Below are 16291 nucleotides of genomic sequence, written 5' to 3'. Positions count from 1 at the left end.
ATATACCGTTTGCTCTCGAGAATGGCACCACTGTCATTAAGATATACCAGCTAATAGTTTGTCAACATTACCAGCAAAGTGAATGGAATTCCTGAGGTATAGTGAAAAGTAAGGATGCCTAATAACCCTCCAATTCACTGTGTTTGGTCAATTATAGAAATACTGAGGGTCATTAACCGTTAATTAGTCATGGGATGACATTTCCTTTCATAGCTTGACAGATTCCCCTCTGAATGCTAGGGTATTTTTAGACTTGCAAGTCAGTTTTTTTTGTGATTCGTTTTTTCCTAATTTACAGTGAAAGGTAGATCCTATTTGAGTAAAGATAGAATTATTAAAGCTGCCATTGAGGTGTTTTCTGAGAATGAATATCACCTTGCAAGCATGGATGAAATTGCCCTGCGTGCGCAGGTAGCCAAAGGCACCCTATACTATAATTTCCCTGGTAAATCCCAGTTGTTTAAAACGGTTGTCAAGAGAACTTTTGAACAATTTATACAGCGGATTGAGGCTGATCTACAATCTTCCATCCCGCTCAAGGAAAAAATTCAACAAACGATTCGTCACCATCTTGATTTGTTTCTGGAATCGCGCCATTTGTCACATATTGTATTTAATGATATTTCCACCGGGTTTGAGCAAGACGTTCTGGATGAATTAAAGCTGCTCAGACAGGAGCATCTCAACTTCTTAGCAAAGATCCTGGAAGAAGGAAAGTGCGATGACAATTATCTCCGTGATCTTGACTCGAATTTGGCTGCGGTCGGCATAATAGGTACGCTGGAGAGCACTTCAAAGTACTATCTTAGCCATCAGAATGAATATTCCCGCGTTGACTTGGAACGTCAAGTCTTTACGATGATTACCATGAGCCTGTTTAATTCGATCGAATAGCACAATTTACTTTTTCAGGTTCACAGAACTGATATATTAGTTCAAAAATGAAAAGGAATGCAAATCGTGTTCTTCTTATAAGAGGTGAAAATTATAGCTCATGCTGTACCGGGAGGACCATCAAAGATATGAAGATGTTAAATAATACTAATAGGAGCACAAAAATTTTGGACATACATAGTAAATACTCAAATCATAATCCTTGGAACTTTTTCTTGTTGGTTTTCATCCTTGCGATTCCTTTCTGGTTAATCGGAATGGCAGCTGAACATTGGCAACAAAAAATTCCGATAAATCTTCCTTTTAGTGCACTCATGTTTGTTTGCCCTATGATCGTGGCTTTCATCGTCGTCTATAGGACTCATGGATCAGACGGCATCAAACAACTATTGAAGAAGTCATTTCATCTGAGAATGAAGTACAAGATTTGGTTTGTCCCACTCTTACTCCTGATGCCTGTCATTACGATCTGTGCATATGAATTGATGAAATTAATGGGAGAACCACTCCCTAACTTGCACTTTTCCATCCTGACGGCACTGACTTTCTTCGTGGTGTTTTTGATTGCAGCCATATGTGAGGAGATCGGTTGGCAGGGCTATGTTTACGATATGCTGGAAAAACGGTGGCCCGCATTGGGGGCCAGCATCGTCCTTGGAGTTATTTGGCAGTTGTGGCACGTCGTTCCCCATGTTCAAAACCATCATTCGCCTGCATGGATCCTTTGGCAGTGCGCGGGTTCCGTTTTATTGCGGATACTGATTGTTTGGTTTTATAAAAATATGGGCAAAAGTGTACTGGCAGGTGCTATATTTCATGCTATGAATAATGTCTGTTCCTTTTTGCTTCCCAATTACGATTCCAGTTACGTTACATTCTCCCTCTTTATCATGACGGCATTGGCAGCTATAATCGTTACATTCTTATGGGGTTCTAAAACGTTGACTCGTTATAGATTCAAACACGCAAGCTAAATTTTTTTTGAGAATCATCAAGAGTTTTGAAGAAGAGAGAAGTCCGTTCAAAAAATGAGCGTAACAGATTACCGGATTAGGTACACACTGTGACGACGATCATCGCCTGCTTGCAAATCTGACGAATGAACTTGCTTACGTATTTTATGTGGTCACATATGTGTCATTAGTGTCGAGGGACAAAATCATAGACTCATGAAGGTCGCTATTCTAGCGGCTTTTTTGTTTTATCGGTACTATACGTAAATGAAACGGGGAAAGCGGTTGGTATCTTCACCTCTACACTTAGAGGAATTCAAGCTAGAATACCGACAATTACTGTAAAATGTGAATGGCACAGACGTGGTATTGGGGGAGCGATGCTAACCGAAATATTACTGCGGCTTCAACATTAAAATGCAGTTGATGTTCGATTAAGCGTAGAAAGTAAAAATGACGCGGCTAAGCTGCTCTATAAAAAATTTGGTTTTCAAGAGGAGTATAATGGCAATGCTTTTGTTCCCCATTCGGATAATCCCACGCTTTCCTGCCGCTGCTCGCCTTCCCGCAATTCATTGACTTTAAACAGAAGACATAAAAAAAATAAAAAAACCGAACCTTTTTTCCATCGAGCGACAATATAGGGTGTAAGCTGCTTACTCAGGAGGGCCCTCTGAATGCAAAACGAATCAATGTACCATATGCTCACAAAAATGATCGAAGGAGATCAGCAGGCGTTTCACACGTTGTATGATGCCACTTATCGGGATGTCTACCGGACCGTCTCTTTTCTAGTAGACCATCCGCAGGATCGCGAAGATATCATGAATGAGATTTACATGCAAATGTGGACCTCACTTCCCAACTACGATCCGAATCGTCCTTTCCACTTCTGGCTGCACGGCCTGGTCATAAGGCAAGTGCAGAGATTCCGGGTGAAAAGCTGGAGGAGATTCCGAATTTTCGAACGTATCCGTGTCTTTTCTCGGGAAGAGCATCATTGGGATCAGCCGATGACGACGGATGGGACAGACCCCGAGATATCGAAGGCCATGCACAAGCTGACTGATAAACAGCGAACGGTAATCATCCTCCGCTTTTACCACGACTATACGCTGGAGGAGATTGCAACATTACTCGCTATTCCGCTGGGTACAGTCAAGTCCAGATATCATGCCGGCCTGCAGTCGTTTCGAAAACACTTGGGAAATCTCCCCCTGGAAAGGATGGACAAGAACAATGCCTATTGAAAGCCAAATTCGCAAGTACCTGCACCAAAAGGCAGAGACCATGGAATGCCCACAGGCCGTTTCCAAACGAATCGAACAATCCTATTCTCAATACGTCCAACGACAAAGGAGCAAAAAAACGATGAAAAAACGATTAATTGGCGGCATTGTTGCTGCAGTAATTATGATTCCAACCGCGGCATTCGCGGCGCCTACCCTAATTGAAATGGTTACGAGAACACCGATGACGGCTGAACAAGTCAAGACGGATGCGGTTGGCCAAGCAGCGCTTGAAAAGCTGTATCGCTCTTATCCGGAAACCAAGTCGTTTGAAATCATCGACGCCAGCGAGCTTGGAGGAGACCCCGCCAATGCAAGTCAGGGGAAAGCCATCCAAACAAGCATCGTGCTGCAGGAAAAGGGAGCTTCCGGCAAAAAGATCCGACTTGACTTGAACGGTATCACGGGTGAAATTGAGCATGTGAACCAAGAGAATTGGGAGCCTCATGAGAAGCCGGTCATCTCCTTAACAGATGAAGAAATCAAATCGAAGGTAGATGCTCTCATTAACAAACTGTACAGCAGCACCGGTAAGTACGAATACAGCATGGAGCCAATGCAGGGTGCGGACCAAAAAACGATTTTATTGAACTACACCGAAAAGGGATCAACAACACCTTTCTATCAGGCATTCGTTCAAGGGAATACGATCAGCGTTTCTCTGATCGGAGGCGGCCCTGTTCCATCCGTGGAAGGCTTTTTCACGACAAACGGCAAGCCTGACTATACTGCGGATGCCTTTTTAAACGATGAAAAGCTCTTTTCATTACTTAACATGAGTCCAGCAGAATTGAAACAAGAATTGGCAAAGGGTACATCTGTCGTCGAGATCGCAGCATCTAAAAAGATTTCCCAACAACAAGTCATGGACGTGATCGCAAGTACGCAGGCCAAAAAACAAATCCAAGCCGATCCGCATGGAGGAGCTACCGATGACGATCGTACACTGGAACAATTGAAACGGATTCTTGAACCTAAAGTATCGCAAGTGATTGAACACAAAACAGAAACGCCTTGGTAGAGAAAGAAACACAGGCGCCAGAAATGGCGCCTGTGTTATATTTTTAAGATATTCTTTCATTACGTCATTCGAAATGCTTTATTTTAGAGCATCGGCTTTTGTAGATTGGTTGAATGATAAGATAGCAGCAGTCAAGGAAGTTATATTACTTGAAGGAAACCAATTTACTTCATCAAAAACCATTTATTTTTAAGAACCTCATAGGCTAACGGGGAGTATAATTACAATATATGGTATATTAAGAAAAAGGGTTTAAGGGGGGGACGATATTGAAGGAAATAAAGCATCCAGTTAAGAGCCCTACAAGGATTAAAACCATTATAGGCATGATTATTATTATATTGACTCAATCTAATCTTGTCTTTAGATCATGGGATAAGAGAGGTATATTCTACGCTTCATTAATGGTAATTCTTCTATGTTTAGTTGTACTGTTACTCGCATTGTACAGAACATTTTTCAAGAAACCAACCGAGTTATGCCTATCCAATGAACTAATCATATTAAACGGGGAAATTATTAATTCGAGGGATATTAAAGTGATCATGACCATGGGGTACTTTAAACCTGTTATCGGGATATTACCTTACAAGAGGAGAATTGTCCCAATGGATATGACATTTAGGTATTTAAAGGATGAAGACAGAGGTATCTCGAATTTAAAGAGCTGGGCGAAAATGAACAATGTACAGATGGTCAATAAATCGTTTCAAACTTGGATATAAGTATATTCCCTAATGAAGTGACGAAAAACTTTCTTTTGAAGAAGGAGTTGATCGTTTGTACCATAAGCAGGAAGTTTAGAAGATAATGTTGGACTTTCTTTAAGCAAAGTACGTTCAGCAATGTGTAATTGTGGTTACCAGATAATTTCTTAACTACAGTAAAATGCTAGGATAACCTTAGTTTCTTCTATAAGTATTGTTGAGGGTAGTGCGCACGATGTTCTACTTAAAATAGTCGTAAGATATTGTAACAAATTAACGAGGCTAGACTTATGATCAGACAGCAGAAGAAAAACCGAAGAAGAATTCGATGCTGAACTGTATAATGACGCAAATGTGACCCCATTTCGAACAGTACTAAAGCCTCGGAACATTTTATTTTAGGCAAAATATTAATCCCTTTACTTAAACGATGATCGAGGCGTATAATCCGTTAAGACATCGGAGTGAGGAAGAGGGAAATTGCTTATGAACAATGGGTTGGTCAATGCTATTATCGCGTATATCATGTGGGGGATTCTCCCACTTTATTGGAAGTTGTTTAACGATGTGCCGGCAGGCGAGATTCTGTCACATCGGGTTATCTGGTCGTTCGTCTTCATGGGTATTCTCGTCGCCGTCCAGCGTCGCTGGGGTGACATGAAGCGGATTGCGGCTAGTCGCTCGCTCCTGCTGTCGCTCACCGCTAGCGGACTGCTGATCGCAGCTAATTGGCTCATCTTCATCTGGGCGGTCAACAGCGACCATGTCGTCGAGACAAGTCTCGGCTATTATTTGAACCCGTTGCTGAACGTGCTGCTTGCGGTTGTCTTCCTTCGTGAGAAGCCAAACCGTGGCCAATGGCTCGCGATCGCCATCGCTGGAGCCGCGGTGCTCATCATCGCAATCGACTACGGACGGTTCCCATGGATCTCTATCTCACTGGCCGCGACGTTTGGCTTGTACGGCCTCGCGAAGAAGAAGATCGGACAAGACGCATCTGTAGGCTTGCTGTCGGAGACGGCAGTAGTCCTGCCCGTTGCGCTTGGCTATTGGATCTATTTGGCCGCCGTCGGAAAGACGACGGCATGGACGCTACCTGTGTCCACGTTCGTCGAACTGCTTCTTTCCGGTGTGGTAACAGCGCTACCGCTGCTTTTCTTTGCGCGAGCGGCTGCCCGGATGGCACTGTCCACGCTCGGCTTCGTACAATACATCGGGCCGACGATCATGCTTATAATGAGCGTATTCGTGTTCAAGGAATCGGTTTCTCCGGTTCTTCTCATCGGCTTCGCGCTCATCTGGACAGCGCTTGTCGTATACGTTGCGGCATCGGTTCGCGGCACGAAACTCTCGAAGACGCTCTGACGGTAAACACGTCCGTTAGGTACCGTCATAACAGCCATTTCCGTCCGCTGGGGAGGAGATGGCTGTTTACTGTTTGGGGTTAAGCTAACGGGAAACGTTAGTTGAATAAAACATTAAGTTAACGAACTGGTTAATGCAACTTTATCCTACTTCATACGTTTTAACAGTAAATGGAATCTAAGCAACCGATTATTGTTACAAAGAAGGATGGTCTTGCATAATGGCAGTAAAGATATGTACCAACTGTGGGGAATCAAACATCGAAGGATCGACTATATGTGTTATTTGTGGTAATTCGCTTAAAGATGCACGAATGGAAGGCACTTCAAACGTAGTTAAAGATTATTCAGGAAACTCAACAACTACAATATGCCAGCACTGTAATGAACGTTTGGCGCAAAGTTCAGTAACATGCAAATATTGTGGAACCGTAGTATCTAAGAAAGTAAAAGGTTCTCGTTATTATAATAATCATATTCCCTCGGATGAGGGGGACAGCGGAGGATCCACACCTATGGAGACGTTTGGAAGGGGCTGCCTGTGGCTCATTCTTGGAACATTAGGATTGTTGCTGATCGCTTTCATTACCCGGAGTACGATAAATATTCCGTTGTTCATATTTATCCCAATTGTGATTTTCGTCTTCTGGATGGCTTCAAAGAAAAGCAAATAATGAGATATGTTGTTTCAATTAACTAGCATAGAAACATACAACTTCACGACGAATTTCACACGGACATGATTCAGCCGTAATGAGAAAAGGCCCAAGGGCATGATCCCTGGGCCTATGTACGTTGAAATCAAATAGCAAACACATGACGTCCGATATTTACGGTACGGGCGCGTGTCCAAATCCACTTATTCGTTGCCGTTTTCGGATTATAGTAGTAGAGAGAATTATGTGTCGGGTCCCATCCGCGCACGGCATCAATGGCGGCACGGTAGGCGGTTCGGTTCGGCTTCATGCCATACTGGCCGTCGCTGACGGCAGTGAATGCATTTTTCTGAAAGACGACGCCTTGGATCGTGTCGGGGAACTCGTCCGACTGGATCCGGTTCATGACGACGGCACCGACGGCTACCTGTCCTTTATAGGACTCGCCCCGGGCTTCGCTGTAGATTATTTTAGCCATAATCTCCATATCGTTTTTGCTTAATGTGTACATTCGGAGCTTCCTCCATGTCGCGGGACCGACTGTACCATCTGCCACCGCGCCGTACTCCTTCTGGAATTGTTTGACGCTGGCCTCCATACCGGGGCCGTACTTTCCGTCAAGCGCGCCGGCATAGAGACCAAGCACTCGCAGCCGGTACTGTAAATCAGAAACTTTGGGATCCTCGCTCCCTAATGTAAGGACGGGAGCCGCTTCAGCATGGTCAGCCTTCCATGCGAAGCTTTGAATGACTAAGAGGACGACGAGGATCGAGGTAACTGCCCATTTTTTGGTTGTCATCGAATCATCTCCTTCACGAGGCATTATAACGGTAAAAGGACAGACTAAGCAAAGTCATAAACTGGAAATTAAGTGGTAAATCCTTGCGGCACTAAGCGAAATTTAGGGAAGATGGCAGTATTAAAATGATGGAGTTGGATCGTTTTTTACAACAAATAGGTTTGTTTCATTCAAGAAACTGAGTGGGATCTTTGGCTTGAAGATGAAGCAACCTGGAGGTTTATCCATGCGGTTGATTCTGATTCTGCTTTTATTAATACGATGTAGAGAGAGGGATGTTACTTGAAAAGAAAGGTATTATATATTGAAGATAATGAGAAAATAGGAAGCTTTCTAAAAGAAGAATTGGAACAGCGAGGATTTTCAGTTCAGTGGCTGCTTTCTGGTGAAGGAGCCGAAAAAGAAGTACATCAGCATGAAATCGTTATTTTGGATATCATGTTACCCGGTTTAGACGGATTTACTGTGGGAAAACGATTAAAAAAGGCAGCTCCTGCTGTTCCTATTTTGCTGTTGTCTGCTCGAACATCGATAGATGATAAGGTAGATGGTTTACAATTTGCTGATGACTATTTAACGAAACCATTCTATACGGATGAATTAGTTGCTAGATTAGAAGTATTAATCCGTCGAAGTGGTGGAACACATTCCGAACGCATTTCATTAGGAAATCATATAGAAGTAGATCCAGAAGTCCAAATGGTATTTGACAATCGCACAGGTGAAGAAATTATATTGACAGGGAAACAACATCAAATTTTAATGTATTTCTTACGCCATCCTAATCAAGTTTTACCAAAAGAACGAATTTATGAAGCCATTTGGGAAGAAGCATATATAACAGGTGATAAAACATTAATGGTACATATCCATCGACTGCGTCAAAAGTTGGAACGTGATCCGGATTCTCCAGAGATTATTGAAACGTTGAAGGGAATAGGCTATCGGGTGAAGCTATGAAACAGACAAGATCATTATTTCGTCGTTTTCTAAAAGGACATTTTCTGTTTATCTTTTTTCCTCCAATTTTGCTAATTTTCATGTCTGCGTTCATTGGGTTTTCTAACAATGGAGTACAACTGAATACGTTAAATCTATTTTACGTTACATTACTTTTGTTTGGTTTTATTATAGTCGCATTTGTTGTAATATCTTGGCTGTTCTTCTTGAGGCTTCGTAATCGTCTCACCAGCTTACAGGAAGTCATGTCATTTTCAGCTAATCATCATTCATTTCCTAAACCAATATCTGTTCAAACGGATCGTATGGATGAAATAGACCAGTTAGGAAGCTCTTTTAATTGGATGATTCAGCAGCTTGAAGACAGTCGCAAGCGAGAATATGAAGAGGAATTATTACGACATCGACTCATCGCGAATTTATCTCACGACTTACGAACGCCACTTACCATTTTGAGAGGACATATCACCAGATTAAAACAAGAATCAATGAGTTTAAAAGGGCAAGACTCATTAGCAGAAATGAACCATACGATTACAAGAGTCGGAGATCTAATGAATGATTTACTTTCCTACACATTGCTTACATCAGGGAAACATCCTTTTCATCCCACTTCAACAGATATTGTACGTTTAGTTAGAGCATCTGTTGCTGAGTGGTATCCAGCATTTGAAGAAAAAGAAATTCAGTTAGATGTTGATTTACCAACAGAGAAGACTTTTTATTGGGAAGCAGATCCTAAATGGATGACACGAGTTCTGGATAATTTATTTCAGAATATTCTTCGCCATGCAGCAGAGGGGAAATATACAAACATTGTGGTTGATGTAGAAAAAGAACTGGTCATTGTTGCAGACAGAGGTCCAGGTATGGATAACTCTTCTTATGAGGGTGGGTCGGGGATTGGTTTATCGACTTCAAATTATATGTTGAAAAAAATGAAGCTGAAAGCTGACTTTACATCAAATGAAAATGGTACAAGAGTAGCTATTGGTAGTGCTTAACCTAAAGTTAACCCAGAAGTAAACAGCATGATAACCGAGATGTAACTTTGCTTCTTTATAATTAAAACCATAACAGAAAGGGAGTGTTATGGTTGATTACCATTCATAACTTAGTCAAACAACGCGGAACTGGGGAAATCTTATCAGGTATCAGTTTTAAAGCTAGACCAGGTAGAGTAACTGGTTTTTTAGGTCCGAATGGGGCAGGTAAAAGTTCTACACTTCGCATCCTGCTTGGATTAGATCGTGCCACCTCAGGGAGTGCACTAATTAATGGTAAGCCATTCGCAGAATTACATAATCCTCTAGCAACAGTAGGTGCCGCACTGGATGGATTTGGAGCTCATCGTATGCGAACTGGACGTGCACATTTGCGTTGGATTGCTCGTGCCGCAGGATTGCCTCGCTCACGGGTCGAGGAAGTTCTGGAAATCGTAGGTCTTACGAATGCAGCTGGTAAAAGAGTTGGGAAGTATTCCCTTGGTATGGGGAGGAGACTTGGAATAGCAGCTGCACTGCTTGGTGATCCAAAAATATTGATTTTAGATGAACCCGTCAACGGGCTTGACCCGGAAGGAATTCGCTTTATTCGGACATTTTTACGTGAACGTGCTGAGTCTGGAAACACGGTGTTACTATCTAGTCATCTAATGGGAGAGCTTGCAGAGACTGTTGATGATGTGGTGATTATTAAGCATGGAAAAATCGTTGCAGATGGAACATTGGAACAAGTAATTGGTAACCATTCCTCGCTGGAGGAAGCCTTTTTTGCCCTGACATCTGACAAAGCAGGTGACGTGGTATGAGGGCATTCAACGCGGAACTATCTAAATTGTTCTCCCTGCCGGGCATTTGGCTTGCCTTTCTTATTGGAGCAGTCGCCCCAGCGGTTATTGCTGCCTTGGACAGTATGGCACAAAAAGAAGAGATCATTGCTGGAGTTAGCACACGTCTATCGGAAGTCGGATATATTGGATTAGTTCTTGGTGTGCAAGGTGTCATTATTCTCGGAGTAATTGCCGTCAGTAGTGAGTATGTGACAGAGAGCAGTGAATCTGGTGGAGGACAACAGATTGTAACAAGCTTATTGGTTGTTTCATCAAGGCTTCATTTTTTGCTGGCCAAGGCAGGCGTTGTGACCGTAACCAGCATACTGCTTAGTGTTGTTGCTATTATGACCACTTTGTCAGCCACACATCTTGTTCTTGGTGAATACACCCCTGCATTTGAAGGGTCTAAACTGCTCGGTGCAGTTTGTTACTGGACATTTACTGCTCTTGTGGCATTTGGGATTACTGTTCTAACGAAGAATGGCACGATTCCGCTTGCTGTGCTCATCATAAATACATCCGTTGTATCATTCAGTTTCCTGCTTTCTAAGGTTACAAAGTTAGCGTTATACTTACCGGATCGGGCTGGTGCTGAAATGTTTATGTTTACGAGCGATAGATTTCTCACCCCGTTCACAGGCGGTTTAGTCATGTTTGCCTGGGTAGTCGTTATTTTCATTGCTGCAGCTATTGTATTCCATAGGAGGGATGTTGCATCATGAGTGTCTCATCTAGTAGAAAGATAACACAAATCCTTGGTGCTGAACTGGATAAACTAGTTACATTACCAATGATATGGCTCACTCTTATTAGCACATTCATTCTTAATCTATTTTTAGCCGCAGCTTTTACTTCTGTTGATCTACAAGGGGCAGCAGGAACGCAAAGTATACTGAATATAGGACTTGCTTCTATGGGATATCTTCAAGCAGGGTTCATTATTCTTGGTATCTTAGCTACTTGTTCGGAGTATACTGGTGGACAGATTCGAACTACTTTAACTACGATACCTTGGCGTGGTTTTCAATTATCCACGAAGCTTTTGGCATTAGTGATTATAACCGTTCCTGTGGCGTTTATTATTGCTGCATCAGGTGTACTATATACTTTTATGATGACGAGAGACACAGCAGGAATGATTGAAATAGACACCATGATAAAAACATTATTAGGTGCAACAGGTTATCTAACATTAACCACACTTCTCAGTGCAGCTATAGGTGCATTATTAAGACGTACTACTCCTGCTTTAGTGATACTGCTTGGTTATTATTTCGTTGTCAGTCCATTGACGAGAGATTTTCTACCTAGAATGATAAATTATTTTCCGGATACTGCAGGATATTATATGTATATGCCGCCTTCCTCTGATGAAATAAATGTCCTTACATCAATACAAGGGACAGGTATTTCAATACTATGGACAATGATCTTTATTACAGTAGCTATTGAATTTTACCGTAAACGAGATGCCTAAACGATTCTCTTGCAATATTTAAAAATAAAAAGATTACATAAATCAGCTGCCCTGCTCAACTTACAGGGCAGCTTAGCTAAAAGTAGCTAATACATTGGATTTGTTGAAATCGACTTCAGGTGATGTAGCCAATGGATGCTATATAGTGCAATCATGGCAATATAATAATTATTTTCTGTGATGAACCCAACAATAGAGGGAGAATTGTATGATCTTCGACATGCTGACTTTTTCGTGCAGAAAATGCAAGGTATTCATTTTGTATCTGTCATAAAATTTATCTAGAAAGGAGGGAAAACGATGGATTGGTTGGACAGGATGAATAGCGCCATGGAATATATCGAAACAAACCTAGCAGACAAAATCTTATATGATGAATTAGCGAAGAGAGCCTGTTGCTCTACTTACCATTTTCAACGAATGTTTCCGTTTATTACTGGAGTATCGTTATCTGAATACATTCGGCGTCGACGGTTGACATTGGCTGCATTTGAACTGCAAACAACAGATGCAAAGGTTATAGATGTAGCAATGAAATATGGATATGATTCGCCAGAAGCGTTTGCACGGGCGTTTAAGAATCTTCATGGGATCATGCCGATATCTGCGCGCGATAAAGGCGTTTCCCTAAAAGCCTATCCTCGAATGTCCTTTCATATTTCAATTAAAGGAGATATCGAAATGAATTACCGCATCGAATCAAAAGGGCCTTTTGAGATGTTTGGAGCTTATAGTCTGGTCAATTCCGATCCCCAAAAAGTATATGCTGAAGTTGCTCAATTCCGTCAACAATGTGATGTAAATGGCAGTGTTGAAGGGATGAATGGATTACTGGGACGCTTTAGTAACACCATCTTGCACGCTGCCTTATATGATCATACTGGAACATCTTTTAAATACATGGTGAGTTATTTTTTGCCAAAAGGGCTTGAAATTCCGGAGAAATTTACAAAACTTTCTGTCCCGGCACTAACGTGGGCGATTTTCCCGGAACCGCAATGTGATCTAATCAAGTTATGGGGACGGATTTATTCCGAATGGTTTCCGACATCGGAATACGAACAGGTTGAAGGCCCTAGTTTCGAAATGTATTATGGAACGGCAGAGTATGTTTCTGGGGAGATTTGGATTCCGGTGAAGAAAAAATAACTTGTTACTTCATGCGGACGCATCTGCTTCTCATCGGGCACCCGTCGTACTACCTAAAATTCGGATTCGAACAAGAGAGACCACACGGCTTTGAACTATAGCAATTCGATGTGCAGACCGAGGTGTTTATGGTGAACATACTTTGTCAGAACGCCGGAATCAAAGAAGAGCGCCCGCAAGGTTGTGGGCGTCCTTTTTTATGGGCATTTGCTCAGACGGAAATGTAGTTATTGCACTAACGGGACACGATAATGGAGCTTGCATCTGTCAGCTCCTCTTTTGTTTTATTGAAGTAATCATGTGACGAAAGAAATTTTCATAATAGTATTTAATGTCCAACAGCATTATTTAACGTGTAAGAAGTACTTTAAATTTTATAAAGAAGTAATTAAATGGTGAAATTGAAGAAATATATCATGGTCAGTACAATAGGTGATGAAAGGCTAATTTTATCAGTAGATAGCAAGGAGGATTGTATTTGAGAAACATACTTAACTTACTGGTTACATTTCTTGTTTTTTGGTGTGGGAGTCAATACTTCAATCAGTATATATCCATTTCGGATACAAAAACATTGATACTTGCAACAGTGCTTATGTTTGTCATCAGTTTCATTTACGGTTTTTTATTAACCGTTTCAATGATTTCTATGGTAATTGGAATTGGTTGTTTAACTACTCCATTGTTAGTGGTAGCTTCACTTGTATTGACACCAATAAAGTTGTGGCTTCTTGATAAGTATTTAACGGGATTTGAAATTCATGGATTATGGACATATGTGATTCTCACCATTATATTAAGCATCTTTACTGTAAAAGTAAAAAGCAAAAAGGAATGAAGGTTTAAAATTTCATCAGGAGAACTAAACAGGCTAACCTAGAGCAATAGTTAAATGCAATCTGACATAACTGACGCAGAACGTAAGTGAAATAACCAAGGAGCAGTTCGCCGCGACCGGCAGCTGCTTCCTTTTTCTATTGAAGTAACGGGCAGATCAAATGGACAAGATGCTAAAGCTATATCCTGTGCTGAGTTAGGAAGTCCCCAAGAAGCGTTAGAGAGATATAGTGGAGCTGTTTACGGTGAAGTAAATCCAATAAAGGTCGACTTAAAGCAATTCGATCAATTGATTTTTGTCTGATTCCTGTACAAATATTGATTTTACCTCCGGGTTATCGAAAGATCATGTAAATTCGAAATAATGCTCCTTTAAAACATAAATTCACCTGACGACCGAAGAGCGGTTGCGGATTGTTGTTAATTCACGAAATATATAAAGTAGTCTGTTAGTACATTGAAAGCCGACTTTTCTCACTCCAAGAAAAGCAATTCTTCACGGCAGGGGAATTTAAACTAGGATTCTTTAGACACATGTTGCTTTCACGAATCAACTTCAACAAGAGTCTTATGTTTTTATGAATTGGGCAATGGAAATGCTATACATTAACAAATGTTAAATCCACATCAGTTCATAGATAAACACCGCCAATCCAACATGTTTAAACAATCCATTTATTCGAATCCTCGTAAGGGTCAAAGGACCGTGAATTCAGGCTTTTTTCGGGATAAATAAATTCTTGTCAGTAGAGATGCTGACAAGATAGCGTTTTCATTTTGTTGAGTGTCATATTGATGTCCGTTACGATGAGTATAGGACGAACGGCATATTGAAATATTACGTTCGACACAAGTATACAAGGAGGTTATCCTTATGGCCCAGTCCACTTCTTCCCCCGCATCCGGAGCCGCACGGGTGGGAGTTCAAAAATTCGGACGTTTCCTGAGCGGCATGGTTATGCCGAATATCGGAGCGTTCATTGCATGGGGCTTAATTACCGCACTTTTCATTCCGACAGGCTGGATTCCTCAAGAATACTTCGCCAAGCTTGTCGACCCGATGATCAAGTATCTGCTTCCGCTGTTAATCGGCTATACCGGCGGTACGATGGTGCATAAACAGCGTGGCGGCGTTATCGGGGCACTTGTCACCATGGGCGTCATTGTTGGAACCGACATTCCGATGTTCCTGGGCGCGATGGCCGTCGGACCAGGGGCTGCTTGGGTACTCAAGCAATTCGATAGAGCCGTGGAAGGCAAAATCAAATCCGGCTTTGAAATGCTTGTCAACAACTTCTCTCTCGGCATCATCGGCGGCGCGCTCGTCATGATCGCATACTCGATCGTGGGTCGCATCATTGAGGCCATCACGAATGTTCTTTCTTCGGGCGTCGAGTTTCTCGTGAATCATCACCTGATTCCTTTGGTCAATATTTTGATCGAACCGGCCAAGGTGCTGTTCCTGAATAACGCCATTAACCACGGCGTTCTGAGCCCGATTGCCATTGAGCAGGCGCAAAGCGCAGGTAAATCGATCCTGTTCATGCTCGAATCGAATCCGGGACCTGGACTTGGCATCCTGCTGGCCTACATGATCGTCGGACGTGGTTCGGCCCGTCAATCGGCCCCAGGAGCTGCAATCATCCATTTCTTTGGCGGGATCCACGAGATTTACTTCCCGTACATCCTGATGAACCCGCGCCTCATTCTTGCAGCAATGGCTGGAGGCGTGACCGGAACGTTCACGTTCTCGCTACTGAACGCAGGTCTGGTCGGACCACCTTCTCCGGGTAGCATCATCGCTTATTTGGCCATGGCACCTCGCGGAGAAATTCTGCCGGTGCTGAGCGGTGTCGTTACCGCTGCGATAGTATCCTTTGTCGTAGCCGCTCTTCTGCTGAAGACCAGCAAGAAGAAGGAAGAAGATGAAGAGGATTTGGAAGAAGCAACGAAGCGAATGAAAGACATGAAATCTGCCGGTACAACTTCTGTAGCAGTGGACGCTGATGCAGGACATAAGAGTAAGGAAGATGTTCAGAAAATCGTCTTTGCCTGCGATGCAGGCATGGGTTCGAGCGCGATGGGTGCTTCTATTTTGCGCAAAAAGATGAAGGCGGCGGGCTCCCCTATTGAAGTAACCAATACGGCGATCAGTGACATTCCGTCTGACGCGGATATCGTGGTGACTCATAAAACACTGACAGAACGGGCCCGTCGAGTGGCACCGCAAGCCGAGCATATTTCCATCGACAACTTCTTGAAGAGTCCGGAATATGACGAGCTTGTTGATCGGCTGAAATAACTATACAACGCTAAAGGCGAATGGATGCGGGCATAACGGCTGGCATCCA

Annotated in this window: 16 protein-coding genes and 1 pseudogene; 16 read left to right on the top strand and 1 reads right to left on the bottom strand. The window is 42.5% G+C overall.

Going from position 1 to position 16291, the window contains the following annotated elements; all coding sequences use genetic code 11:
* Positions 1 to 315: 315 nt before the first annotated feature.
* From KJS65_RS07120 to KJS65_RS30240, 8 genes and pseudogenes are all read left to right on the top strand, one after another.
* Positions 316 to 894 carry a TetR/AcrR family transcriptional regulator gene (locus KJS65_RS07120; RefSeq protein ID WP_213649189.1) on the top strand — a complete coding sequence of 193 codons (579 nt, stop codon included), beginning with the start codon at positions 316 to 318 and terminating at the stop codon, positions 892 to 894.
* Between the two features lie 128 nt (positions 895 to 1022).
* A complete protein-coding gene (locus KJS65_RS07115) occupies positions 1023 to 1868 on the top strand; it encodes a CPBP family intramembrane glutamic endopeptidase (protein ID WP_213649188.1) in 846 nt (281 codons plus the stop codon).
* Between the two features lie 656 nt (positions 1869 to 2524).
* Positions 2525 to 3097, top strand: a complete 573-nt coding sequence (locus KJS65_RS07110) for a sigma-70 family RNA polymerase sigma factor (RefSeq protein WP_213649187.1) — start codon at positions 2525 to 2527, stop codon at positions 3095 to 3097.
* Positions 3087 to 4157, top strand: coding sequence for a hypothetical protein (locus tag KJS65_RS07105; RefSeq protein ID WP_213649186.1), 1071 nt, complete (start codon positions 3087 to 3089; stop codon positions 4155 to 4157). The genes KJS65_RS07110 and KJS65_RS07105 overlap by 11 nt, the downstream gene beginning before the upstream one ends.
* Before the next feature lie 269 nt (positions 4158 to 4426).
* Positions 4427 to 4882, top strand: a complete 456-nt coding sequence (locus KJS65_RS07100) for a hypothetical protein (protein ID WP_213649185.1) — start codon at positions 4427 to 4429, stop codon at positions 4880 to 4882.
* A 19-nt stretch (positions 4883 to 4901) separates the two neighbouring features.
* Positions 4902 to 5158 (top strand): annotated as a pseudogene (locus KJS65_RS29755) (IMP dehydrogenase); the annotation flags it as partial.
* 192 nt (positions 5159 to 5350) lie between these two features.
* Positions 5351 to 6229, top strand: coding sequence for an EamA family transporter RarD (rarD, locus tag KJS65_RS07095; RefSeq protein WP_213650686.1), 879 nt, complete (start codon positions 5351 to 5353; stop codon positions 6227 to 6229).
* A 220-nt stretch (positions 6230 to 6449) separates the two neighbouring features.
* Complete coding sequence (locus KJS65_RS30240; protein WP_213649184.1) at positions 6450 to 6902, top strand: double zinc ribbon domain-containing protein; 453 nt, start codon at positions 6450 to 6452, stop codon at positions 6900 to 6902.
* Positions 6903 to 7029: 127 nt separating this feature from the next.
* On the opposite strand, the gene KJS65_RS07085 is transcribed toward KJS65_RS30240, so the two are convergent.
* Positions 7030 to 7683, bottom strand: coding sequence for a cell wall hydrolase (locus tag KJS65_RS07085; RefSeq protein WP_213649183.1), 654 nt, complete (start codon positions 7681 to 7683; stop codon positions 7030 to 7032).
* Between the two features lie 282 nt (positions 7684 to 7965).
* Here KJS65_RS07085 and KJS65_RS07080 point away from each other — a divergent pair, with 282 nt between their 5' ends.
* From KJS65_RS07080 to KJS65_RS07045, 8 genes are all read left to right on the top strand, one after another.
* Positions 7966 to 8643, top strand: coding sequence for a response regulator transcription factor (locus tag KJS65_RS07080; RefSeq protein WP_213649182.1), 678 nt, complete (start codon positions 7966 to 7968; stop codon positions 8641 to 8643).
* Positions 8640 to 9647: a sensor histidine kinase gene (locus tag KJS65_RS07075; RefSeq protein WP_213649181.1), complete on the top strand. Its 1008-nt coding sequence runs from the start codon at positions 8640 to 8642 to the stop codon at positions 9645 to 9647. The genes KJS65_RS07080 and KJS65_RS07075 overlap by 4 nt, the downstream gene beginning before the upstream one ends.
* Before the next feature lie 92 nt (positions 9648 to 9739).
* Positions 9740 to 10453: an ABC transporter ATP-binding protein gene (locus KJS65_RS07070; RefSeq protein ID WP_213649180.1), complete on the top strand. Its 714-nt coding sequence runs from the start codon at positions 9740 to 9742 to the stop codon at positions 10451 to 10453.
* A complete protein-coding gene (locus KJS65_RS07065; RefSeq protein WP_213649179.1) occupies positions 10450 to 11199 on the top strand; it encodes an ABC transporter permease in 750 nt (249 codons plus the stop codon). Before KJS65_RS07070 ends, KJS65_RS07065 begins: the two co-directional genes overlap by 4 nt.
* Positions 11196 to 11954, top strand: a complete 759-nt coding sequence (locus KJS65_RS07060) for an ABC transporter permease (RefSeq protein WP_213649178.1) — start codon at positions 11196 to 11198, stop codon at positions 11952 to 11954. The genes KJS65_RS07065 and KJS65_RS07060 overlap by 4 nt, the downstream gene beginning before the upstream one ends.
* A 300-nt stretch (positions 11955 to 12254) precedes the next feature.
* A complete protein-coding gene (locus KJS65_RS07055; protein WP_213649177.1) occupies positions 12255 to 13103 on the top strand; it encodes an AraC family transcriptional regulator in 849 nt (282 codons plus the stop codon).
* A gap of 478 nt (positions 13104 to 13581) precedes the next feature.
* Positions 13582 to 13941: a phage holin family protein gene (locus tag KJS65_RS07050; protein ID WP_213649176.1), complete on the top strand. Its 360-nt coding sequence runs from the start codon at positions 13582 to 13584 to the stop codon at positions 13939 to 13941.
* An 873-nt stretch (positions 13942 to 14814) separates the two neighbouring features.
* The gene (locus KJS65_RS07045; RefSeq protein WP_213649175.1) at positions 14815 to 16242 is read left to right on the top strand and encodes a PTS mannitol transporter subunit IIBC; all 1428 of its coding nucleotides are present in this window, start codon (positions 14815 to 14817) and stop codon (positions 16240 to 16242) included.
* Positions 16243 to 16291: the final 49 nt, after the last annotated feature.

The organism is Paenibacillus sp. J23TS9 (assembly GCF_018403225.1).
Taxonomy (GTDB): Bacteria; Bacillota; Bacilli; order Paenibacillales; family Paenibacillaceae; genus Paenibacillus_AQ.
This window is presented reverse-complemented; position numbering and strand designations above follow the sequence as displayed.

What these genes read in the sequence shown, in the direction of transcription:
- KJS65_RS07045 (WP_213649175.1), top strand. Translation starts at nt 14,815, where the DNA reads ATGGCCCAGTCCACTTCTTCCCCCGCATCCGGAGCCGCACGGGTGGGA.
- KJS65_RS07085 (WP_213649183.1), bottom strand. Translation starts at nt 7,683, where the DNA reads ATGACAACCAAAAAATGGGCAGTTACCTCGATCCTCGTCGTCCTCTTA.
- KJS65_RS07065 (WP_213649179.1), top strand. Translation starts at nt 10,450, where the DNA reads ATGAGGGCATTCAACGCGGAACTATCTAAATTGTTCTCCCTGCCGGGC.
- KJS65_RS30240 (WP_213649184.1), top strand. Translation starts at nt 6,450, where the DNA reads ATGGCAGTAAAGATATGTACCAACTGTGGGGAATCAAACATCGAAGGA.
- KJS65_RS07115 (WP_213649188.1), top strand. Translation starts at nt 1,023, where the DNA reads ATGAAGATGTTAAATAATACTAATAGGAGCACAAAAATTTTGGACATA.
- rarD (WP_213650686.1), top strand. Translation starts at nt 5,351, where the DNA reads ATGAACAATGGGTTGGTCAATGCTATTATCGCGTATATCATGTGGGGG.
- KJS65_RS07055 (WP_213649177.1), top strand. Translation starts at nt 12,255, where the DNA reads ATGGATTGGTTGGACAGGATGAATAGCGCCATGGAATATATCGAAACA.
- KJS65_RS07110 (WP_213649187.1), top strand. Translation starts at nt 2,525, where the DNA reads ATGCAAAACGAATCAATGTACCATATGCTCACAAAAATGATCGAAGGA.
- KJS65_RS07060 (WP_213649178.1), top strand. Translation starts at nt 11,196, where the DNA reads ATGAGTGTCTCATCTAGTAGAAAGATAACACAAATCCTTGGTGCTGAA.
- KJS65_RS07075 (WP_213649181.1), top strand. Translation starts at nt 8,640, where the DNA reads ATGAAACAGACAAGATCATTATTTCGTCGTTTTCTAAAAGGACATTTT.
- KJS65_RS07105 (WP_213649186.1), top strand. Translation starts at nt 3,087, where the DNA reads ATGCCTATTGAAAGCCAAATTCGCAAGTACCTGCACCAAAAGGCAGAG.